This window comes from Mesorhizobium sp. M5C.F.Cr.IN.023.01.1.1, from assembly GCF_003997585.1.
Taxonomy (GTDB): Bacteria; Pseudomonadota; Alphaproteobacteria; order Rhizobiales; family Rhizobiaceae; genus Mesorhizobium; species Mesorhizobium wenxiniae.
The window spans coordinates 1-20,178 of sequence record NZ_RZSU01000019.1 but is presented as its reverse complement, the minus strand read 5'-3'; the positions used below and the strand labels follow the sequence as shown (position 1 = coordinate 20,178).

Annotated in this window: 21 protein-coding genes and 4 pseudogenes; 13 read left to right on the top strand and 12 right to left on the bottom strand. The window is 62.3% G+C overall.

Features of this window, described 5'->3' with window-relative positions; translation table 11 throughout:
• Positions 1–22 precede the first annotated feature (22 nt).
• Entirely contained in the window at positions 23–193 is a 171-nt protein-coding gene (locus tag EOA78_RS35915) for a hypothetical protein (protein ID WP_164783710.1), read from the top strand.
• 380 nt (positions 194–573) lie between these two features.
• On the opposite strand, the gene EOA78_RS10495 is transcribed toward EOA78_RS35915, so the two are convergent.
• The 4 genes from EOA78_RS10495 to EOA78_RS10480 form a co-directional block, all read right to left on the bottom strand.
• Positions 574–1,176 carry a sulfite exporter TauE/SafE family protein gene (locus EOA78_RS10495; RefSeq protein ID WP_127315151.1) on the bottom strand — a complete coding sequence of 201 codons (603 nt, stop codon included), beginning with the start codon at positions 1,174–1,176 and terminating at the stop codon, positions 574–576.
• A gap of 26 nt (positions 1,177–1,202) precedes the next feature.
• A complete protein-coding gene (locus EOA78_RS37920) occupies positions 1,203–1,310 on the bottom strand; it encodes a hypothetical protein (RefSeq protein WP_348628472.1) in 108 nt (35 codons plus the stop codon).
• 146 nt (positions 1,311–1,456) lie between these two features.
• Positions 1,457–1,849, bottom strand: coding sequence for a VOC family protein (locus EOA78_RS10485; RefSeq protein WP_127315150.1), 393 nt, complete (start codon positions 1,847–1,849; stop codon positions 1,457–1,459).
• Between the two features lie 87 nt (positions 1,850–1,936).
• A complete protein-coding gene (locus EOA78_RS10480) occupies positions 1,937–2,506 on the bottom strand; it encodes a histidine phosphatase family protein (protein WP_127315094.1) in 570 nt (189 codons plus the stop codon).
• Positions 2,507–2,732: 226 nt separating this feature from the next.
• On the opposite strand from EOA78_RS10480, the gene EOA78_RS10475 reads away from it, so the two are divergent.
• From EOA78_RS10475 to EOA78_RS10460, 4 genes are all read left to right on the top strand, one after another.
• The gene (locus EOA78_RS10475; protein ID WP_127315093.1) at positions 2,733–3,368 is read left to right on the top strand and encodes an ankyrin repeat domain-containing protein; all 636 of its coding nucleotides are present in this window, start codon (positions 2,733–2,735) and stop codon (positions 3,366–3,368) included.
• 152 nt (positions 3,369–3,520) lie between these two features.
• Entirely contained in the window at positions 3,521–3,910 is a 390-nt protein-coding gene (locus tag EOA78_RS10470; protein ID WP_127315092.1) for a metalloregulator ArsR/SmtB family transcription factor, read from the top strand.
• On the top strand, positions 3,907–4,440 hold the full coding sequence (locus EOA78_RS10465) for an SRPBCC family protein (protein WP_127315091.1): 534 nt from the start codon (positions 3,907–3,909) through the stop codon (positions 4,438–4,440). The genes EOA78_RS10470 and EOA78_RS10465 overlap by 4 nt, the downstream gene beginning before the upstream one ends.
• A 122-nt stretch (positions 4,441–4,562) precedes the next feature.
• Positions 4,563–5,138, top strand: coding sequence for a dihydrofolate reductase family protein (locus EOA78_RS10460; RefSeq protein ID WP_127315090.1), 576 nt, complete (start codon positions 4,563–4,565; stop codon positions 5,136–5,138).
• Positions 5,139–5,236: 98 nt separating this feature from the next.
• Here EOA78_RS10460 and EOA78_RS10455 read toward each other — a convergent pair.
• The 6 genes and pseudogenes from EOA78_RS10455 to EOA78_RS10430 form a co-directional block, all read right to left on the bottom strand.
• Positions 5,237–6,036, bottom strand: a pseudogene (locus EOA78_RS10455) (class I SAM-dependent methyltransferase).
• A gap of 166 nt (positions 6,037–6,202) precedes the next feature.
• Positions 6,203–7,120, bottom strand: coding sequence for a DUF930 domain-containing protein (locus EOA78_RS10450; RefSeq protein ID WP_127315089.1), 918 nt, complete (start codon positions 7,118–7,120; stop codon positions 6,203–6,205).
• Between the two features lie 205 nt (positions 7,121–7,325).
• Entirely contained in the window at positions 7,326–8,075 is a 750-nt protein-coding gene (locus EOA78_RS10445) for a glucose 1-dehydrogenase (protein ID WP_127315088.1), read from the bottom strand.
• Between the two features lie 47 nt (positions 8,076–8,122).
• Positions 8,123–9,127, bottom strand: coding sequence for a sugar-binding protein (locus tag EOA78_RS10440; protein ID WP_127315087.1), 1,005 nt, complete (start codon positions 9,125–9,127; stop codon positions 8,123–8,125).
• A gap of 53 nt (positions 9,128–9,180) precedes the next feature.
• Positions 9,181–10,242: an ABC transporter permease gene (locus tag EOA78_RS10435; RefSeq protein ID WP_065007835.1), complete on the bottom strand. Its 1,062-nt coding sequence runs from the start codon at positions 10,240–10,242 to the stop codon at positions 9,181–9,183.
• A gap of 37 nt (positions 10,243–10,279) precedes the next feature.
• Entirely contained in the window at positions 10,280–11,020 is a 741-nt protein-coding gene (locus tag EOA78_RS10430) for an ATP-binding cassette domain-containing protein (protein ID WP_065007836.1), read from the bottom strand.
• 403 nt (positions 11,021–11,423) lie between these two features.
• Here EOA78_RS10430 and EOA78_RS10425 point away from each other — a divergent pair, with 403 nt between their 5' ends.
• The 8 genes and pseudogenes from EOA78_RS10425 (at position 11,424) to EOA78_RS10390 (ending at position 18,897) form a co-directional block, all read left to right on the top strand.
• Positions 11,424–12,812 carry an FAD-binding oxidoreductase gene (locus tag EOA78_RS10425; RefSeq protein WP_245477452.1) on the top strand — a complete coding sequence of 463 codons (1,389 nt, stop codon included), beginning with the start codon at positions 11,424–11,426 and terminating at the stop codon, positions 12,810–12,812.
• Positions 12,813–12,822: 10 nt separating this feature from the next.
• On the top strand, positions 12,823–13,551 hold the full coding sequence (locus EOA78_RS10420) for a FadR/GntR family transcriptional regulator (protein ID WP_127315086.1): 729 nt from the start codon (positions 12,823–12,825) through the stop codon (positions 13,549–13,551).
• Positions 13,548–13,991: a VOC family protein gene (locus tag EOA78_RS10415; protein WP_127315085.1), complete on the top strand. Its 444-nt coding sequence runs from the start codon at positions 13,548–13,550 to the stop codon at positions 13,989–13,991. Before EOA78_RS10420 ends, EOA78_RS10415 begins: the two co-directional genes overlap by 4 nt.
• A gap of 67 nt (positions 13,992–14,058) precedes the next feature.
• Positions 14,059–15,105 carry an ABC transporter substrate-binding protein gene (locus EOA78_RS10410; protein ID WP_127315084.1) on the top strand — a complete coding sequence of 349 codons (1,047 nt, stop codon included), beginning with the start codon at positions 14,059–14,061 and terminating at the stop codon, positions 15,103–15,105.
• Positions 15,102–15,881 carry an ABC transporter ATP-binding protein gene (locus EOA78_RS10405; RefSeq protein ID WP_127315083.1) on the top strand — a complete coding sequence of 260 codons (780 nt, stop codon included), beginning with the start codon at positions 15,102–15,104 and terminating at the stop codon, positions 15,879–15,881. The genes EOA78_RS10410 and EOA78_RS10405 overlap by 4 nt, the downstream gene beginning before the upstream one ends.
• On the top strand, positions 15,878–16,636 hold the full coding sequence (locus tag EOA78_RS10400; protein WP_029351111.1) for an ABC transporter permease: 759 nt from the start codon (positions 15,878–15,880) through the stop codon (positions 16,634–16,636). The genes EOA78_RS10405 and EOA78_RS10400 overlap by 4 nt, the downstream gene beginning before the upstream one ends.
• Before the next feature lie 159 nt (positions 16,637–16,795).
• Positions 16,796–18,327 (top strand): annotated as a pseudogene (locus EOA78_RS10395) (serine hydrolase).
• A 146-nt stretch (positions 18,328–18,473) separates the two neighbouring features.
• Positions 18,474–18,897: pseudogene (locus EOA78_RS10390) on the top strand (DOPA 4,5-dioxygenase family protein).
• Between the two features lie 127 nt (positions 18,898–19,024).
• On the opposite strand, the gene EOA78_RS10385 reads toward EOA78_RS10390, so the two are convergent.
• Positions 19,025–19,294 (bottom strand): hypothetical protein, encoded by a 270-nt coding sequence (locus EOA78_RS10385; RefSeq protein ID WP_127315082.1) that lies wholly within the window; start codon positions 19,292–19,294, stop codon positions 19,025–19,027.
• 436 nt (positions 19,295–19,730) lie between these two features.
• Positions 19,731–20,178: pseudogene (locus EOA78_RS10380) on the bottom strand (calcium-binding protein); the annotation flags it as partial.

The following is a 20,178-nucleotide window of genomic DNA, read 5'->3' as shown; positions in this document are numbered from 1 at the left end:
TTGGGCTGGCTCAGAGCGCGAAATGTCGCCTCGCTTCCTCCTCATGTTGTTCGCCGCCTTTTATCCGGCATCATCGGTGTACGCCGGTGTCGATGTCGAGCGCGCACTGGAAGCCTTCCACAGCACCTGCCTGGCACACGGTCCCGACAGCAGCAGCGGCGGGAAGGCTTCGATGGACCCCGGTTTCGTATGATGCTTTTTCGAACTTGTCCCCCATCGCGAATGTCAATGAGGCAAAGACGTGGACAACTGCGGCAGACGATACCATGCCGAAAGGGGCCATAGTCGGAGTAACAAAAGCCAAGTTGGACGGTAAGGCGGTGCAGACATGCACCGTCGCCACGACCGATGTCGATCACGAGACTTTCCTGGAAGAGCTTTTTTAGCCGGACTGATGCTGAGAATATCGACGAAAAACGAGATGGGTTACAGATATCCAGGCTCTACATACTGATCGCCGCGGGACGCGAGCAATTCGTCAATTTGAAGTTCCCGGCTTCGCCGTCAGCGGACGGATTGATCGTGGCGAGTTCCATCGCTGACGACTGAGCAAACCAGGACGACACCGTCATTTCACAGGATTTCATGGAGGGCAACGGCGACAAGGACTGTGCCGGCGACCACTTCGGCCGAGCGGGTCACCACCGCAACGAGTCTCGGGCGCGATTTCAGCAGACTCATCAGCTGGCTGCGGAAGAACACCGTGACAAGGGCGACGGCCGAGAGGGTGAACGCGACCCCTGCCATCATCGTTACGGCGAACGCGATGCCTGCTTCCGGTACGCTGCGTACCATGGCGAATGTCATAACGAAAAGCGTCAGCGGGCAGGGGATTAGGCCTGCCATGATGCCAATCGCCACACCCTCCCGGTCACCATGGGCGTGAACCGCGTGCCGGAGCGCGCGCCACACCATCCAGAGACCTATCGCGCCGAGCAAGCCTCGGCTCAAATCTTCCAGCAATGGCGCACGACCGACGGTTCCCAGCGCGACTGACACGAGCGGCAGCGCCAGGAGCGCGATCAGCACCGCCACGGCGACGTGCGTGAAGGAGAGTGCAAGGGACACCGTCAAGCTGCGCCCCAGTCCGGCCGACGATCCGGCGAGGTACGTGGCAAGCACCGACTTGGAATGACCGGGCGTCATCGCATGGACCGCCCCGAACACGATGCCCATCGGCAAGAAGGCCGCGATGCTGGTGTTCAAGAACTTCTGGGTCGCGTGCGGATCGCCTGCCCGACGCCTTCCTCGTTCCGGTAGCCTTCGGCGGTGTCGATCAATCTGTAACCGGCCTCGATGCCCCAACTCACAATCTTGGCCGTGATGGCCGGATCGACTTGCCACACGCCAAGGCCGATCTGGCTGAGCCGTCGTTCAATGTGATCTGTTCAGACTTACTTGCGGTAATCTGATCAGGCATGCTGAGGTCCTTCTGCATCGGCACGTCACCGCGCGATCACGGGTTCCATCCGCCGCTGCCGTATTGACGGGTAATGATCTCGAGAAGATGACCGTTCGGGTCTTCGAAATAAACGCCGCGACCGCCGTCGTGGTGATTGATCTCGCCCAGCTGCGTCCGGCCAGGGTCAGCCCAGTACGGGAGATCCCGTTCACGAATCCTACCGAAGATCTCGTCGAACTCGATTTCGCTGACCAGGAAGGCGTAATGCTGCGGCCTGATTTCGCCGTCGGTATCCATGTAGTCGAGGTTGGCACCGTTTTCGGTCGTGACCATCTGGAAAGGTCCCCAGCGCCTCGGGGCTGGAAGGCCAAGTATTTCGGCCAGGAACTTTGCCGATGCCTCGCTGTTGCGGGCCGGCAGTATTGTGTGATTGAAATCGATAGCCATTCCATCACTCCCTTTGATCTCTCCTCGCACGTGGTTGTTCCACGGCTGAAGCGATGTTGCACGAGATGGGATCGAGGACCCTGATGCTCAAGCCGGCGCGGCAACATGCCCGATGACCTGCACAGGGTCAGCTTCATGAATACGGACGATGATCATTTCGCCGCTATCCGGCACTTCGCCGGTCAAACCGGTGATGTTGACCTGATGCGTGACAAGCACGTCAGGTCCGCCGAAACGCTGCCCGCGAAGCCAGGCCAGAAGGGCAGCGGTGCGCTCCTCGCCGGCCGAACTGTCGCCAAAGAATGAATTGAGCAGATCAAGAGGCACAATTTCGCCGATCCCGAGCAGGCGAGCGGTGTCCAGGCAACGACACCACTGGCTCGAATAGACGGCTGCCGACGAGATGCCATTCGCACGGAACAAATCGCCGATTGCGCGAGACTGCGCACGACCTTCTTTCGACAGGTTCCGCTGGGTCCTGCAATCACCGAGCCTGAAGCCGGGCGGATCGCCGGAGCCTGGGGCTGCGGCATGGCGCAGCACGGCAATGGCTTCTCCGGATCGCAGGGCTGGCCAGAGCGGCTCGGAGGCTTGTGCTTTGCCGAAGGCAGCCGCTCCGAGCGACAGGACAAGAAATCGCCGACGTCCAATTCGCATGTTGCTTCTCACCTTTTCGATAACGGCTTTCGCAAGTGCCGGCAATGTCTCGATAGAGTGCGCGCTTACTGTTCGTCTCTATCGGCCCCCCGCTGCCGGAGGATATCGGCCAGCTCCGCCTTGATCAGCGGCCTGGCTTCAAGTTCGAGCGGGTCGGTCTTTTCGATGGATGTCGGCCGAACCGGAACAATGCTATCCTGCTGGAGCATTCGGGGAGGCGACTGCATTGACCGAGAGCTTGGAAGCCGAAGGGGCGAGAGGTTGGTCGAATCTGCTGCTCGCGGCAGAAGGGGGCGATGCGGAGGCCGTTCGAGCGGAATTGGCCGCGGGCGCCAATATCAACGAGGCGGACGGCGGCGGCTGGTCAGCACTTCATCTGGCAGCCCTCAACGCCCGCACCGCGGCGGTCGAGGCGTTGATCGAACACCCAGCAATCGATGTGAATTCCAGAAACAACTGGAAGAGCACGCCTTTGAGCCTTGCTTCGGCCAAGGGCCACTACGCATCCATTTTAGCTCTCGTGAAACATCCCGAAATAGAGATCAATGCACGAGCCGACTACTACGGCAGAACGGCCCTTATTGAGGCAGCAAAGAACGGGCATCTGGATGTCGTTAAGTTGCTTGTCGAGAATGGCGCCGACGTGAATCTGAGTGACAAGACCGGAAGAAACAACGCGCTTATCGAGGCTATCAAGGGACGGCACTACGAGGTCGCGGGATACCTGCTTGATTCTCGGAAAATGAACTTTCTCAACAAGGATATGAGACTGAACGCCCTGATCTGGGCTGGAAGCTGCCATAACCCACAACTCATCGAAAAGCTGGAAGACTCGATTCATACTTTCTTCGAAGGCAAGTGAAGGTCCCGTTTCCGCTTCTGCCACAGTGACCATGTCGGTGGTCTTGCACTGGCCGAATGTCCTCGATCGCCGCAGGCCGCCTTCGAGCTCCCTTCCGAAATCATTCAACCAATCGGTTGACAATCAGGAAGCGCGTCTCTATATTCAACTGCATGGTTGAATCAGAGACGCCCCAGATGGACTCGGTCTTTCACGCGCTTGGCGACGCCACCCGCCGGCGCATGCTTCGCGATCTCGCCGGCGGCGAGCGAACGGTGAGCCAGTTGGCGAAACCCTTCGCCATGTCACTCGCCGCCGCCTCCAAGCACATCAAGGCGCTGGAGAATGCAGGGCTTATTCGTCGAGAGGTGAGGGGCCGCACGCATCTTTGCCGCCTCGAACCGGGACCGCTGGCCAGCGCCCATCAATGGCTGGGCTTCTACGAGCGCTTCTGGACCAACCGTCTCGACGTTCTCGAACGCCTCCTTCGCGAGGAGGACGCACGCAATGCCCGGGATGATTCCAGGAAATCGCCAAACTCAAAAGAAGGAGACGACCAATGAACCAGATGAAAACCATCGAAGCCTATGGCGAGCTGACCGAGCCCGCCACGTTCACCATCCAGCGGCTTTTGCCCGGCCCCATCGAGCGCGTCTGGGCCTATCTCACCGAGAGTGACTTGCGACGGCAATGGATGGCCGCAGGCCAGATGGAAATGAAGGCCGGCAGCTCGTTCGAGTTCGTCTGGCGCAACGACGACCTGACCGACCCGCCTGGCCAGCGCCCCGCGGGCTTTCCCGAAGAGCATCGGATGGAGAGCCGGATCACCGAGCTCGATGCGCCGCGCAAGCTCGCCATCACCTGGGGAAACACCGGCGGGGTTTCCTTCTTGCTGGAGCCAAAGGGCAACGATGTGCTGCTCACCGTCATCCATCGCCGGCTGCCGGAACGCGCAATTCAGCTCAACGTCACCGCCGGTTGGCACATGCACCTCGACATGCTGGCCGCCCGCCTTGCGGGCAAGACGCCGACCTCGTTCTGGGATGGCTGGAGCCGCCTGCGCGAAGAATACGACCGCCGCCTGCCGGCCTGACACGATCGCATCGTCCACCCACTGAAGTCACTGCCCAGCTTCCACCGGCATCCGCCCATGGAGGTTCGCACACCGGCAACGATGAAACGTGCTTGCTTCGTGCAAGCCTGATGGAGGAAGTCATGCGCAAATTGATCACCGGAATGAAGATATCCGTCGACGGCAAGATGGAGGGACCCGAGGGATACGCGGATTGGGTCGACGCGTGCTCGGAGGAGTATGGGCTGACGCGGCAAATCGATGCCTGCCTGCTCGGGAGCGTCATGTATGCCGGCTACGAGCAGTACTGGAGCGCGATCCAGAATGAGCCGGACAAGCCACTGCCGATGACCGGCAAATTGCCGATGCCGGCGGAGCTCGAATGGGCCCGCTTTGCCGAACAGACCCCGCATTATGTGCTGTCGAACACAATGACTTCGGCGCTTTGGCCAAAGACGCGCTTCCTGCGGAGCCTCGAAGACATTGCAGCCCTCAAGCAGCAGCCCGGCAAGGACATCTATCTCATGGGCGGTGCGGGAATGACTGCGAGCCTGATCGATGCCGGGCTGGTCGATGAACTCAGGCTGATCGTCTATCCGCTGCTTGCCGGTGAAGGAAAGGCGCTGTTTGAAGCGACGCAAAAGCGTCGTGGGCTCGAACTGCGCAAGGTAGAGCAGTTGTCGGACGGCCGCGTCGGGCTGGTCTATGGGATTGGCTAAAGCGCGTTGCGTTCGATCGGCCTCATGCGACGCGCTTTATGCATGTCATTATCGCAAAATCGCTGCACACTTTTGCGCAACATGCATTAGCGCCAACGTCAGGCAACGACACCGCGGCAGGCCCAGGCGACATTGGCAAAGGACCTCGGGCCGTCGGGCCGGCCGGCCTCATAGGCGTCGCGCATGGCGGCGTCGGTGCGCGCCCGCTCTTCTGGATCGAGCGTGGCAACATACTTGCCGAGCGGCCCTTCGCCGGCGGCAATCGGCGCCCAGTAATCGTCGAAGTTTTGGTAGTCCATGCGGATCATCAGCTGCGTTTCCGTAACGTCCCGGAGACCCTGTTCAACAAAGGTCCGTTGCATTTCGCCCGGCTGCATCATCGGCTGGGTGCAATAGCGGGCGCGCAACTGGCGTCCGCTCTCGCCGAGCATTGCGACCGTGTCGATCATCATGCGCATCCCCGGCATGCGCCGAGATGGTCCCATACTGTCGCCGCGACCACGCCGCCCGGCCGCACGACGCGACGCATCTCGGCGACTGCCTTGCCGGCTTCGGGCACGAAATGGAGCACGAGCAGGGCTAGGGCGCGGTCGAACGCGCCGCCCTCAAAGGGCAGGGCGCAGGCATCGGCCTGGCGGATTTTTATCCGCGGATCGGCGTTGCGCCGGATTGCCTCCTCGACGAAAACGGCCGAAAAGTCGATCGCGGCGACCTCACGGAGGTCAGCGGCCTTGACGAGCGCGAAGGTCAGGCTGCCAGTGCCGCAGCCGACGTCGAGGATCTTTTCGCCATCGGCAAGTCCCGCGAAGTCGATGAACAGCGGTGCCAGCTTTTGGCTCCAGCGGCCCATGAGCTGCTCATAGCCGGCCGCGTGGTGAACGTTGAAACTTGAAGTCATCGAACCCTCCCTTAGCATAAGCTAAACCTCGACACTGCGATTGCCAAGACGGGCGAGCATTCGTCCCACCTTGGGCGGCCGCTGGCGAAAGCCACCTCGACGCGTGCCGGGACGCGAAGACTTCGCCGGCGTCGTGGATTTGATGCGGCCGGCGAGCCGGCCACGATCAGTCTGGGCTACCTATTTGGCGGGCAGTCCGCGGCGCTGGCACTGGATCTCCGACACGGAAGGCGAACGACACGACTTTCGTCGCATCCGGATCGACCTCGCAACGAAAGCTCAGAGCGTACCACTGCCCGCCGGCGCGGAACTCGGTCCTGGAGACTTGCATGATATTGCCGGCCTTCAACCTGAAGGGACGCAAGACGTCGGGAAAGTAGGGGGGCGAGGCATGGCGCAACTGTTCGCGCACTTCCCAGAAGCAGAGCTGACCGATCCGATCGGGGCGCGGCACATTTCTCATGGCGGTTGTCGCGATTGGATCACCGGTTGCTGTTTGCGAGAACAATCTCTTGGCTTGCTGAAGCTTCATGGGATTTTGCACTTTGGCGACGTCCGCTGGCTTCGGCTTAGGCGGCGCGGATGCGCCAGGCGGCGGAGTTGGGTCTTTGCCGTCTGCCGCTGTCACGGCAGGTGGCTGCGCAAGATCCTGTTTATTGGGATCTTGCGGCGCCGGCGGTTGTTCCGAACCATCCTCCGCGCTGTTGCCGTCCAGAGACTTGCGAGGACCGGCGTCTTTCTCACCGAATTGGAAGACTGGCCTCTGAGGGCCGGCTTCAGGATGCGCCTGCGGTGGCATCTCGACCTTTGCTTCGGGCGGCTCTTCGGGCTTGGGCGGGTTCGCAGGAGGCGGAGGTTTGGCTTTCTCCGATGGCTTGGGCGGCGGCACCAGGTCCACCCCGATAGCCCGCTCCTTCTGCGGCTGCGGGGGCGACACCGGCAGTGCGGACAAAAGAAGCGCGGCGGCGAGCAAATGCAGGACCGCGGAGGTAGGCAAGGCCCACCTGAATACCCGGCGCTGATCCCGTATCCCGTCCGTCATCGTGACCGGTGTGTGGAATGAAATATTGGCGGCATCAAGCATCGATGCCGCCAGACGTCGAAATAACCCGTTGCGAGTCGAAAGTCGGCGGCTGCAATACGGCGCGTCGTCCAATCGTGTGGCGTCTGCGTCCGCGCAGGGGACCAGGCCAGCAGCGCATGCAGCAAGTCGTCATTTCAGGTGGCTAGCAGGCACGCCCTGCCGGCACGGTGTCGCCGGTTGAAATTTCCTGAAAGCAATTTGCCGGTCACAGGGAAACCGATAGCCCGCCGTCAACCGCCAGCACGTGCCCGTTGACGTAAGCGGCAGCGTCGGAGGCGAGAAACACCACGGCTCCGCCGAGCTCCTCAGGCTGGGCCCAGCGGCCGGCCGGGGTTCGTGTCTCGACCCATTTGGTGAAGGCCTCGTCGCTCATAAGCGCGGTATTGAGCTCGGTAGCGAAATAGCCGGGGGCGATCGCGTTGACGGTGATGCCGTTACGGCCCAGCTCAGCGGCCGTGGAGCGTGTGAGCCCGTGTAGGCCCGCCTTTGCCGCCACATAGGCGTGAATGGTGGGACGGCCAAGTATCGCTGCAACCGATCCGGTGTTTATTATGCGCCCGAACTTGTTTGGCAGCATCAGGCGCACCGCGTCGCGCATCATGCGGAAGCAGGCCGAGAGGTTGACGGCAATCACATGGTCGAAATCCTCGTCCTGCCATTCGACCAACGGACTTCGATGCTGGATGCCGGCGTTGTTGACCAGAATATCGAGGCGGCCGTGGCGTTCGACGATTCCTTCCATCGACGCCCTTGAGATCGCTGCGTCGGTGACATCGAATGGCAGCGCTTCGGCCCCGATCCTTTCGGCCGCTGCGGCGAGGGCGGCCGGATCGCGGGCATTGACGATCACCGTCGCGCCGTTTTCCGCAAGTGCCTTTGCCATGGCGAAGCCGAGACCACGTGAAGCACCCGTGACCAGCGCGACACGGCCGTTGAGCGAGAATAATTCCGACATTGAGATCCCCTAGGAAAAGGGCGGGAGTTTCCTCCCGCCCAATAACGCTATTTGGCGATGCAGGTATCCGCTGTCTCCGGAGTGCAAATGTCAAGGCCGGTGTAGGTTGGATCGGCCGGCGGAGCCTTGCCGTCCTTCATGTCCTTCAGTGCCATCATCGTCTTGTAGCCCATTTCGAACGGCCGCTGGCCGACCTGGCCAAGCGAGAACCCTTCCTTCATCTGGTCGATCTGCACGGGAAGCGTGTCGGCGACGACCAGCGCCAGGGCCTTCGAGGCGATCTTGTCCTTGTACGGTCCGACCGCGGCGCGGTTGGCATCGGGGATGAACTGCGGGAAGCCGCCGGTTGGGATGAACGCGTCGAGGTTCGGGTTTTTCGCCATGATGTCCTCGAACTGCTGCACCGAGCGCGGGAAGTCATCGTCGGTGTAGAGTGGGCAGCCATCGATTTCGGTCCAGCCGTTCTGTCCGGTCAGACGGTCGCCGGGTGAGGCAGCCGATTTGGTCCCCGAGAGCGTGTCGCGAATGCCTTGCATGCGCTCATTGTGGTTGGCCGCCGCCGCGCCACCCGACTGGATACAGATCGTGCCGCCTTTGGGCTTGATCTGCATTGCAAGCTTGGCGAGGTTCGTGCCGATCTCATAATTGTGCGTGCCGATATAGGCGACGCGCAGATCCTTGTTCTCGGGCAGGAGGTCGGAGTCCCAGGTGAGGACCGGGATGCCCGCGTCCTTGGCGGCCTGCAGCGCAACCGCCATCGCCGCGGCGTTCGATGGCGACACGGCGATGCCGTCCACCTTCTTGGCCACGAGATCCTGCACGATCTGTACCTGCTCGTCGCCGCCGCCATGCTCGCCGGGGCCGATATACATGCACTCCAAGGCACCATTCGATTCGGCTTCGGCCTTCTTGCAGCCGTCGCGTGCCTGATCGAAGAAAGGATTGTTCATGTTCTTCGGCACCAGGGCGAAGGTGTATTTCGCCTCGGCACCGGAAACGGCGAGCACCATTGCGCCAAGCGCGACGGCCGCCGTCAGCAGATGTTTTTTCATGTGATGTTCTCCTCCTTGGTGTGATGTCCCGCAGGCCTCCCGCCGGCGGGTTTCTAGCGGCTTTTTTTGGGCATCAAGGCTGCCAGCGACGCGGCGAGGATCGATTTGCCGCCGGTTTGCATGCCCAAAAGAACCGCAAGAACGATGAAGGCGCCGACGAAGGCACCCTGCCAGTTTGAATCGATGCCGGCCATCAGCAGCGCATTCCTGATCACCTCGAGGAACGCCGAACCGATGATCGCACCGAAGGCCGTGCCGGCGCCGCCCATGAGGCTGGCGCCGCCAATGACTGTCGCCGCAATGACGCGCAGCTCATAGCCTTGGCCCATCGCATTGATGGCCGAGCCGTTGTAGCCGAGGAGCAGGAGCGAGGCGACCGAGGCGGTGAAGGCCGAGAAAAGGTAGGCCTGGAATTTAATCCAGTCGACCGGAACGCCGGTGAGCCGTGCCGCCTCCTCATTGCCGCCGATGGCGAACAGATGCCGGGCCCAGGCAGTGAAATTGAACACGAAGCCGACAATCAGCGCCAGGATCACCATGGTCCAGAACTGCGACGACAGTTCCGGTATCCAGTGCGGTGCCCAGTCCTCGGGTCCATGCCGCGGCCATTTCGCCTGACCGATCGCCTTCACGATCGGAGCATCGGGCCCGAACTGGTAAAGCATCTGGTTGGCCGAGAACACCACCGCCAGCGACCGCGCGACGGACAACATGCCGAGGGTGACCACAAAGGACGGCATTCCGACGTAGGCGACAAAGAATCCATTGACCGCGCCGCAGGCCAGACCGGAGGAAAGGCCCATGGCGAAGGCGACATACCAGGGATAATGCCAAGTGAGGAACAGGCCGGCGACGATGACCACGAGGCCCATGATCGAGCCGACCGACAGATCGATGCCACCGGTGATGATCACAACCGTCATGCCGAGGGCCATGATGCCGAAAGGTGCGAAATTGCGCGTCACATTGGCGACGTTTTCGGAGGTGCCGAAGCTCGGCTCCATCGCCGTCATCAAAATGACGAGCGCGATCAGCGCGATCGTCACCCAGAAGGGCTGACTTGAAATCACGCGTTGGAAAGCTGTCTTTTCCTTGGTCGGGACGAAGTCCGACATGGCCGGCTGGCCGGCATTCCCGGCCGATTCCTGAACACTATTCGCCACGGATGGCCCCCGTTATCAGTCCAGTGATTTCCTCGGGCGATGTGTTGCCGGTGTCCTTGTCGGCAACCTTCGAACCTCGCCTGAGCACGATGATGCGGTCCGCGACGGCAAAAACGTCAGGCATGCGGTGGCTGATCAGCATGACGCCGACGCCTTGCGCCTTGAGGCGCCGGATCAATTCGAGCACTTCGGCCACCTGGCGTACGGAGATGGCGGCGGTCGGCTCGTCCATCAACACCAGCTTGGCGTTTGAAAGCCGGGTCCGGGCGATGGCTACCGCCTGGCGCTGCCCACCGGACATCTTCTTGACCAGATCCCGCGGCCTGGTTTCCGATTTGAGTTCCTTGAACAGCGCTGCCGAGCGGTCGATCATCGCCTGCTTGTCAAGCACCCTGATTGGCCAGAAGCCCTTCTTGATCTCGCGGCCCAGGAAGACGTTCTGCGCCGCCGTCAGATTATCGGCGAGCGCCAGATCTTGATAAACGACTTCGATCCCCTTGGCGCGGGCCTGGACGGGTTTATGGAAATGGCAAACCTCGCCGTCCACGACAATCTCGCCGTCGCTCGGCGGGAAATTCCCAGCCACGGTCTTGACCACGGTGGACTTGCCGGCGCCGTTGTCTCCCATCAGACCCACGACTTCGCCTCGCTCCACCTGGAAGCTGACGTCAGTCAGGGCCTGGATGGCCCCGAAATTCTTGGAAACGTGGCGAACCTCAAGCACCGGCATCGCGGTCCTCCCCGGACAACATTTGCCAATCTTGACCCGGACTTATGCAAGACAGCTAATCAGCGAAAGGTATTCGACACAATACTTATTCGAAGGAGGCCGGCATCCATTCTGGGGGCAGGTGGACCCTGGAGCAGATCGTAACTGCCCCAGCTTCAATTCCACGCGACCATATTAAGCATCGGCTCCGGCCGGCTATAAAGTAGCATTTTTCGAGGGGAACAGTTCAGGCGCGGGCGTGGATTGCGGGGTGGGCCGCGGAGTTCGGCGCCGAAGTGATGACGGCAACCGAGAGAATGGACTTGCCAAGTTGTAGGATGACCGTATGATCGGACCCATGCCTCCTGTTCATCCATCTCTTCAACGCGAAGCTTCCGGCGCAATTGCTGAGCTGCCTGCGCAGTTGGCGGCTGACGCGCTGATTGACGGACAGTCGCCGCTGGCAGAGCGCTACCTCATCGATTGGAGCCGCGACAGGCGCGGAAGTGCCCGCTTCATCATGCGTCCAGGATCCGTGGAAGATGTCCAGGCGTTTGTGAGATGGTGCTCGCAAAGCGGTGTCGCCATCGTCGTGCAAGGCGGCAATACCGGACTTGCCGGCGGCGCCATTCCCGACAGTTCGGACTACGCAGTGCTGTCGCTTGAGCGTCTCAACCGGATACGTTGCGTCGATCCGCTCGACTTCACGCTGCAAGCCGACGCCGGTGCCGTGCTGCAGGACGTCAAGGACGCCGCTGAAGCATCCGACATGACCTTCCCTCTCGCGCTTGGTGCGCAGGGATCGTGCACGATCGGCGGCAATGTCGCGACCAATGCCGGCGGCATCAATGTGCTGCGCTACGGCATGACGCGTGACCTGGTGCTCGGGCTTGAGACGGTCCTCCCGGACGGCACACTGTCGAACGGCATGATTGGGCTGCGCAAGGACAATCGCGGCTACAGCCTGAAGCAATTGATGATCGGCTCGGAAGGAACGCTCGGGGTCGTCACGGGCGTCGAAGTAAGGCTCTCGCCCCGGCCGACGCAGGTCGAGACTGCCTATGTCGGACTGGGCAGCTTCCGCCAGGCGTGCGAGCTTTTCCGGATGGCGAGGCATCTCTGCTCCGACCTTCTCAGCGCGTTTGAGGTCATCGGCGAGGAGTGCCTGCCGCTGGCCCACCTCATCGATCCGAAGCTGCGCTCGCCGTTGACGCAGGCATGTCCGGTTCATGCGATCGTCGAACTCGCCTGTGGGCCAGGGATAGATGCCGGCGGACTTCTTGAAACGATGCTGGCGCGCGCCCTTGAGAGCGACCTGATCAAGGACGGCGCCGTCGCGCAAAGCCGCTCCCAGGCCGCCACATTCTGGGCCATCCGTGAGGGCCTGGTCGAGGGGCAGGCGCGGCGCGGCTTTCATGTCCGCACCGACCTCTCGGTTCGCCTCAGCCAGGTGCCGAAACTGATCGAGCAAGCACGCGCGTGCATCGTGCGCGAGTGGCCAGGCTGGACATCCCTGACCTATGGCCACGCTGGCGACGGCAACATCCATTTCAACGTGCTGCCTCCCATCGATTGCGACCCCGGCGAAGCGAGGATCATAGGTCAGGCGGTCTTGACCAGACTCTATGAACTGGTCGGCGCGCTCGGCGGCTCGTTCAGTGCCGAGCATGGCGTCGGTCGCAGCCGCAGTCACGTGTTCTGGGCCGGCCTGTCGCAGCGCGAGCGGCAGCTTCATACTGCGATCAAAGCAGCTTTCGATCCGGCAGGCCTGTTCAATCCGACATGTCTCATGCCTGATCCGGGCGATTTGTAGGGGAAGCCGCATGAAGCAGCGTTCATCCATCATAGGCAGCGTGGAGGCGCTTCCGCATCGCGTCGCTTCGCATCTGAGCCGCGAGATCGAGGGCGGCGATATCATTCCGGGAGCCCGGCTTCCCACCGAAAGCCAGCTCGCCGACAAGTTCGGCGTCAGCCGCAATGTTGTCAGGGAAGCGATCGCGCAGCTTCGCGCCGATGGCATGATCGAGGCGCGTCAGGGCGTAGGCGCATTCGTCATGGCGCCGGAACAGCGGACAGCCATCCGGATCGACCGCGAAGCGCTGAAAGACCAGCGCAACATGGAGCAGCTGTTCGAGCTGCGCAGCATTCTGGAGACCGAATCCGCCACGCTGGCCGCAGCGCGCTGCGCATCCGATGATCTTGACGCAATCAAGGCTGCGCTGGACCGCATGGGTGGCGAGGAGCGCTGGGAGGATGGCAGCATCGAGGCCGATCTGCTTTTCCATCGGGCGATCGCCCGGGCCACCGGCAACGGCTACATCTACACCTTCATTTCCTTCGTCTGCGAGCAGATCCGCCAGTCGATCCACTATGCCCGCCTCACCAATCCGCTCCACGACCTGGTCGAGGTCAACGTCGCCGAGCACGTGCGAATCTACGACGCGCTCGCCGCGCATGATCCGCAGGCTGCCGGCGAGGCGATGCGCCGGCACATCGATGGCGCGGCATCGCGCGTAGGGGTCGAACTCACTGCGATCAATCGAGGCAAATGACCATGTCGCTCGGCCAGACCAAGGCAATCACCGATATCTGCCTGCTTGTCGAGGATATCGATCGCACCATCGACTTCTACACGCAGAAGCTCGGCTACCGGATCAGACGCCGGGCCGAGGGCTTTGTCGATTTTTATTCCGAGCGTGTGACGCTCGCCGCATGGGAACTGGATCACATCAATCGCCACTGCGGCGTCTCGAATGTCCGCTCACCGAAGCAGGCGCACAAGGCATGTGTCGCCATGGAACTCGAAAGCGCCGGCGAGGTCGACCGGCTCTATGCCGAACTGTCGGACAAGGGAGTGCCGTTCGTCGGGCCGCCCGGCGACTATGTCTGGAACGCGCGCTGCGCCTACTTCCACGACCCGGATGGGACACTGTGGGAGCTCTACGCCTGGACCGGCGCGGGACCGGGCGACTATCACGACACGCAAGTGTGATCCGATCGCGACGGCCTCGCAGAAGGGCCGCGCCGCATGCAAACAAGTCCAACAAAGGAGCAAGAAGATGAGTGGGAACACATCGCAGTGGAATCGCAGATCGATCCTGAAGGCCGGCGCCGCCGGCCTGGCGGCTTTCGGGCCGGGACTTCAGCTGTTTGGCGCCAGCGCCTCGGCAGCCGCCAAGCTCGTCGTCCAGTATGACTGGCTGATGTCGAATGGCCAGATCGGCGACGTCGCAGCCGTCGCCAATGGCTACTTCAAAGAGGCTGGGCTCGAAGTCGAGTTCAGCCCCGGCGGACCGAACGCCGCCACCGTGCCGCCGGTGGTGTCCGGTGCCGCTCAGCTCGGCCAATTTTCCGAATCGCCTCAACTCTATGCCGCGCGGGCGAGCGGCGTTCCGATAAAGATTATCGCCTGCGGCTATCGCACCGGGCCTTATGCGCTGACGTCGAAACCGGCGAAGCCGATCCGGTCGGTGGCGGATCTGAAGGGCATGCGGATCGGCACGCAGCCGACCGCGCGCTTCGCCATCGACGCGATGCTCGCGAAGAACAAGATCGACCCTTCCGAGGTCACCATCGTCAATGTCGGGTTCGACAAGGCGCCACTCGTTCGTGGCGACGTCGATGCGATCGGCGGCTGGATCACCAACACGCAGGCGCTCAGCGTCGTCGGCGATGATCGCATCGATCTTCTGTTGTCGGAGCTGGGCCTGGCGTCCTATGCCGACGTCTACTTCGCGACCGACAGCGCCATCGAATCCGATTCCGAGACCCTGGCGAAATTCATCGGCGCGGTTGCCAAGGGGTGGGGCTGGGTCCATGCCAATCCCGAACAGGCGGTCGACAAGCTCGTCGCTGCCTATCCCGAGATCGACGCAGGCTGGGAAAAGAAGACGATCCCCCTGGTGCTGAAACTGTCGTTCGACGACAACACGAAAAAGGATGGATGGGGCACCTTCGATCCTGCCTCGATCGAGAGCCAGATCGCGCTGCTTGACCAGATTGGCCAGTATCCGAACGGCAGGCCGAAGGCCGAGGACGTCTATACGACTGAGATTCTCGAACTCAGTGCGGCTGAACGGCCGAAGCTCGGCGCGCCTGCCTCTTGATGGCCGCGCCGGCCATCGAAACCTCCGGGCTCGACGTCGGCTATCCCGGCCGGCACTCGCCCGTGACGGTGATCTCCGGTCTCGAACTGACAGTCGAGGCCGGGACGTTCCTGTCGATCCTCGGGCCTTCGGGGTGCGGAAAGTCGACGTTTCTGCGGGTTGTCGCCGATCTGCTGGCGCCACTCGCGGGCACGATACGCGTGATGGGCGAAACGCCGTCGGCGGTGCGCTCCGGCCGCGGCGTGGGCTTCGTCTTCCAGGACTCGACCCTTTTGCCGTGGCGCACTGCGCGCGAGAATGTGCGGCTGCCGATCCAGGTGGGCCGCCGCAGCCTGTCGCGCATGATAGACGACCGAGCCGACGAGCTGCTCGAACTCGTCGGCCTGTCGGCGCTCGGTGAGCGCCTGCCGCATCAGCTTTCCGGCGGACAGCGCCAAAGGCTGGCGATCGCCCGGGCGCTGCTTGGCGAGCCACGTCTGCTTCTGATGGACGAACCTTTTGGCGCTCTTGACGAGATCACCCGCGATCGCCTCAACGACGAACTGCTGAACCTTTGGCGGCGGACCGGAACGACCGTGCTGTTCGTCACGCATTCCATTGCCGAAGCCGTCTTTCTCGGGCAGCGCGTAATCGTGCTTGCGGCCCATCCCGGACGGATCGTCGCCGACCACGACCTTCGTCCGCTGAAGGGGCCGGACAACAGATGCTCGCGCGAGGATCCGGCAATCGTCGCGGCGATGGCCAGGATGCGCTCCGCCCTTGGGGCGGCCTCGTGAACCGGGGCGCGCTTTCGCCGTTCGCACAGACCGTGCTGCCGATCCTCGGCGCCGGCTCGCTCATTCTCGCATGGCAATTCCTGCTGCCGCTCGCCGGCGTGCCGGCATACATCGTTCCGACGCCGACCGCGATAGCGGGCGTGTTTGCCAGGAACGGATCGCTTCTCCTGTCGAACCTCTGGCCGACGGCCATCGAGGCGCTCTCCGGCTTCGTCCTCGGCAACCTCGCCGCAGTGCTGCTGGCGATCGTCTTCGTGCACAGCCGTACGCTTCAGGCAGCCTATTTTCCGGTCGTGCTGTTCTTTAATACGATCCCGGTGCTTGCGCTGGCGCCGGTCGTCATCCTCATCTTTGGCCTCGGCATGCTGCCCAAGATCGTGATCGCTGCAGTGATCTGTTTCTTCCCAACGCTCATCAACATGATCCGGGGGCTGGAATCCGCGAGCCCGAGCGAGCACGAGCTCTTCCGCGTGCTGTCGGCGACGCGCTGGGAAATATTCTGGCGCCTGCGCCTGCCGCGCGCGCTGCCAATGCTTTTTGCCTCGTTGCGGATCGCCTCGGCGACCGCGGTGATCGGCGCAATCGTTGGCGAATGGATCGGCTCCGACAAAGGTCTCGGCGCGCTGATCATCCAGGCGACCTTCAACTATCAGTCCGACCGGCTCTACGCCGCCATCGTGCTCTCATCGCTGTTGTCGATCGGGTTCTTCATGACGGTCGTCGCCGCTGAGCGTTGGTCGGTTCGATACCGTTGACCGGCTGGTTCCAAGGGACGGCCGCTTGGCGTCGCGCAGGGGACTTTGCTCTAGCCGCCCAGGCGAGGGTTGGCCTTTCCTGCGTCGGCCTGTAGTATGGCCAGTGGTTGCAGGGGGAGCTCGAGCGTGGGCCTGGGTCGGAATTTCCGCCGTTGGGGGATGCGGGCCTTCATCGCCGTCATGGTGCTTTCGCCGCATGCGGCGTCGACCGACACCATTACGCCTGACCGGTTCGCGGCAGCCCTGTCGAAGCTCGAGGCACTCGCTAAAGGCGTCGTCGCGGATGGCGGGGTGCCTGGTCTCGCCATCGGGGTGGTCCATGACGACAAGGCGGTCTTCCTTAGGGGTTTCGGACATCGCGAGGCCGGCAAACCGGAGGCCGTCGATGCCGACACGGTGTTCCAGATCGCCTCGCTCTCCAAGCCGGTCTCAGCAACGATAGTGGCGGCACTGGTCAGCGACGAGATTGTTTCCTGGGATACGAAAATCGCCGATCTCGATCCGGCCTTCCGGCCTTCCGGCTTTCCGAGCCCTATCCGACCAGCGAACTCACGGTTCGCGACCTGTTTTCGCACCGCAGCGGACTTCCCGGCACCGCCGGAGACGACCTCGAGGACATTGGCTATGACCGCGCCGAGATCCTGCGCCGTCTGCGGTTCGTGTCGCCATCGTCGAGCTTTCGTGCCGGCTACTCATACAGCAATTTCGGACTGACCGAGGGTGCCGTCGCGGCTGCGAAGCCGACGGGCAAGCTTTGGGAGGAAATTGCCGAGGAGAAGCTCTACCGTCCGCTTGGGATGACCTCGACCAGTTCGCGTTATGCGGATTTCCTCAAGCACGTCAATCGCGCCGCGCTGCACGTCAAGGTCGATGGCGTCTGGGCCGCAAAGATAAAGCGCGACCCGGATGCGCAGGCGCCCGCGGGCGGCGTGAGTTCCACGGCACGCGATCTCACGCAATGGGTTCGCCTCGTACTCGGCAATGGGGTCTATGCCGGCGAGACACTCATTAAAGTCGACGCGCTGGACCAGACGCATGTTCCGCTGATGGCGCGCGGCAAGAACCCCGTCTCAGGCGGCGAGTCCTTCTACGGCCTCGGCTGGAATGTCGAATTCGGCCGGCATGGTCTGAGCTGGGGTCATGCCGGCGCGTTCAGCGTCGGCGCGCGCACCCTGGTGACGCTCTTCCCGGAGGAGAAGCTTGGCATCGTGATCGTCGCCAACGCCTTTTCGACAGGCGTGCCGGAAGGGCTGTCCGACAGCTTCGCCGATCTCGTCTTTGATGGAACGGTCGAGAAGGATTGGGTCAAGGCATGGGACGACATCTATGCGGGCCTGTTCGGCCCGTCTGTCGCCGCCGCCAAGGCCACCTATGCCACGCCGCCGTCTCCGGCAAGCCCGGCCGGGCCGGCTGGCGTCTATAAAGGCCGTTATTTCAACGATTTCATCGGCGATGCGGTTGTGTCGAGTGAGGGAGACGGCCTTGTGCTCAAGGTCGGGCCGGGCGGCGCCCGGTCGTATTCGCTGGAGCATTTCGACCGCGACATGTTCCTGACCTATCCGGACGCCGAGACGCCGGACGCGCCGTCCGCCGTGAGCTTTGTCCTCGGCCCCGACGGCAAGGCGTCGGCCGTGACGATCGAGTTTCTCGACGGCAATCATCTCGGCACGCTGACGCGCGTGGGTGACTAGGGTCCGTCTTCACCACCGAGAAGGCGGATATCCGCGTCGAAATTGCCGGCCGGTGGACCCCAGGAAACGTGTGAGCGGTTTTCCGTCCGGAATTGCGTTAAACCAAAGCGAGCCGGGCGCTGCAATCATCGAAGGGGAGCATCGAGGTGAACGAGAGTCCAAAGCCGCTCGATCCAAGGCCGATCGCGGAGATTGCCAGCTATCACGCCCATATCTACTACGACGGTCCGACCGAGCGGCAGCATGCCGAATGGCTGCGCCTGCGCATCGGCGAGCGTTTCCGCGTGCGCCTGGGCAATTGGCGCGACGAGCCGGTCGGTCCGCATCAGCAGGCCATGTACCAGGTCTCGTTCGCCAACGATTTTCGCGTCGCTCGTTCCGTGGCTGATGCTGAACCACGGCGGCCTGAGCATCCTCATCCACCCGAACACCACCAACCCCAAGCGCGACCATCTGGTCGACCCGATCTGGATCGGGCGGGCGCTAGCGGTGAAGGGGGAGGTGCTTGGCGAGGAGGATGACGCGGAAGAGGCGCTGGAGGTGAATACGCAGCCGACGGTGACGGCGTAGGGGAGGCCGCGTTCGGCAATGTGAGGCTCGGCCTCTGAAATCGCCTTCGCCTGCAGTTTAGGTCAAACGGGCATGGCCGGCTGCTTTGCGCCTAAAAGTCGGTCGTCAAGATTAGCTACGTGGTTTCCTAAAAGCTGACATAACCTGCTCGCTTTCGGCTGCCGCCAAGTCCCGCCCAGAAATCGGCGACGCGCGATCCATTGCTAACCTGCGCTCCTCGCGCCAATTCATCTGTAGCGGCGAGGCCGCCATAATGATCTTGGTCATGGGGAAATAGCTCTTCAGGACGTAAGCCGTCGAGATGGCCACGGCTTGCGTGTAGTCTCGTAAGGACGATTTCGCATGAGATGGCATGACGATTATAGAAACAGACGGTCTGCGAAGTTGCATCGCTCATGAAACTTGCCTCCATGGCTCGGGACCACGCCAATCTTCGCAATCAGATTAGGCCATCAAAACAGCAAATGGCGACGAGCAAATAGAGGGGCGGCGCTCAATTTCCGCTGCCAATTTCTGAACGGCGCATGTCTCACATGGGTCATGAGCGAACGAGACGGTCAAGGACCACGGTCCTGGCATGTCTGCTTCGCGGCGAACCAGCCATCCGCCATCTGGCGACCAAATGTCCGCTAACCTCATGGCGACGACAGAAGCTGCCAGTATCGTCCTGGTAACATTTAGGTCCGACGTGCGCCCCGTTGCAGACACCAGCCAGTCGGGTCATGAAGGGCTCGGATGAGCTCGGACGCCGCCTACTGCGCAATCGGGAGGGAAATCCTGCGCATGGGCGCGATCACGCCCGGTCTATGTAACTGCGACCCACCCGTGCGCGCCTATACCACGAAGAAGTCGTCCACTGTGAGGAATGTGCCCGGGTCCACCGCGGCAAACTTGACAGCCGCGGCTCCTCCTGCCCCGTCCACATCGAACAGCAGATCGCCGCTCTCCCTGTCGTAAATGATGTGGTCGCTGTCATCGATGGCGTGCTTGCCGACGACGAAAACCGCAGCGAAAAGCGAGCCGGCCGACAGCCCGGCGAATGCGGAGCTGTCCAGCCAGAACACATCGTCGAGCGCATTGAAGTCTTCTATCCTGTCGTAGTTCGCCGGCCCAAGTGCGTCGAACAAGAAAACATCCCTGCCCGCGTCGCCGGCCAGCCGATCGCGGCCGGCCCCGCCATTGAGAATGTCGTCGCCAGCACCACCCCGCATGTCGTCGGAGCCAGCGCCGCCATCGAGGACGTCGTCGCCAGTGTCACCGCGGATGCCGTCTGTGCCCTGA

Bases quoted from the DNA above. Each gene is read 5' to 3' on its own strand.
- EOA78_RS35915 (WP_164783710.1), top strand. From the start codon at position 23: ATGTCGCCTCGCTTCCTCCTCATGTTGTTCGCCGCCTTTTATCCGGCA.
- EOA78_RS10495 (WP_127315151.1), bottom strand. From the start codon at position 1,176: ATGGGCATCGTGTTCGGGGCGGTCCATGCGATGACGCCCGGTCATTCC.
- EOA78_RS10485 (WP_127315150.1), bottom strand. From the start codon at position 1,849: ATGGCTATCGATTTCAATCACACAATACTGCCGGCCCGCAACAGCGAG.
- EOA78_RS10480 (WP_127315094.1), bottom strand. From the start codon at position 2,506: ATGCGAATTGGACGTCGGCGATTTCTTGTCCTGTCGCTCGGAGCGGCT.
- EOA78_RS10470 (WP_127315092.1), top strand. From the start codon at position 3,521: ATGGTTGAATCAGAGACGCCCCAGATGGACTCGGTCTTTCACGCGCTT.
- EOA78_RS10465 (WP_127315091.1), top strand. From the start codon at position 3,907: ATGAACCAGATGAAAACCATCGAAGCCTATGGCGAGCTGACCGAGCCC.
- EOA78_RS10460 (WP_127315090.1), top strand. From the start codon at position 4,563: ATGCGCAAATTGATCACCGGAATGAAGATATCCGTCGACGGCAAGATG.
- EOA78_RS10450 (WP_127315089.1), bottom strand. From the start codon at position 7,120: ATGCTTGATGCCGCCAATATTTCATTCCACACACCGGTCACGATGACG.
- EOA78_RS10445 (WP_127315088.1), bottom strand. From the start codon at position 8,075: ATGTCGGAATTATTCTCGCTCAACGGCCGTGTCGCGCTGGTCACGGGT.
- EOA78_RS10440 (WP_127315087.1), bottom strand. From the start codon at position 9,127: ATGAAAAAACATCTGCTGACGGCGGCCGTCGCGCTTGGCGCAATGGTG.
- EOA78_RS10435 (WP_065007835.1), bottom strand. From the start codon at position 10,242: ATGTCGGACTTCGTCCCGACCAAGGAAAAGACAGCTTTCCAACGCGTG.
- EOA78_RS10430 (WP_065007836.1), bottom strand. From the start codon at position 11,020: ATGCCGGTGCTTGAGGTTCGCCACGTTTCCAAGAATTTCGGGGCCATC.
- EOA78_RS10420 (WP_127315086.1), top strand. From the start codon at position 12,823: ATGAAGCAGCGTTCATCCATCATAGGCAGCGTGGAGGCGCTTCCGCAT.
- EOA78_RS10415 (WP_127315085.1), top strand. From the start codon at position 13,548: ATGACCATGTCGCTCGGCCAGACCAAGGCAATCACCGATATCTGCCTG.
- EOA78_RS10410 (WP_127315084.1), top strand. From the start codon at position 14,059: ATGAGTGGGAACACATCGCAGTGGAATCGCAGATCGATCCTGAAGGCC.
- EOA78_RS10385 (WP_127315082.1), bottom strand. From the start codon at position 19,294: ATGAGCGATGCAACTTCGCAGACCGTCTGTTTCTATAATCGTCATGCC.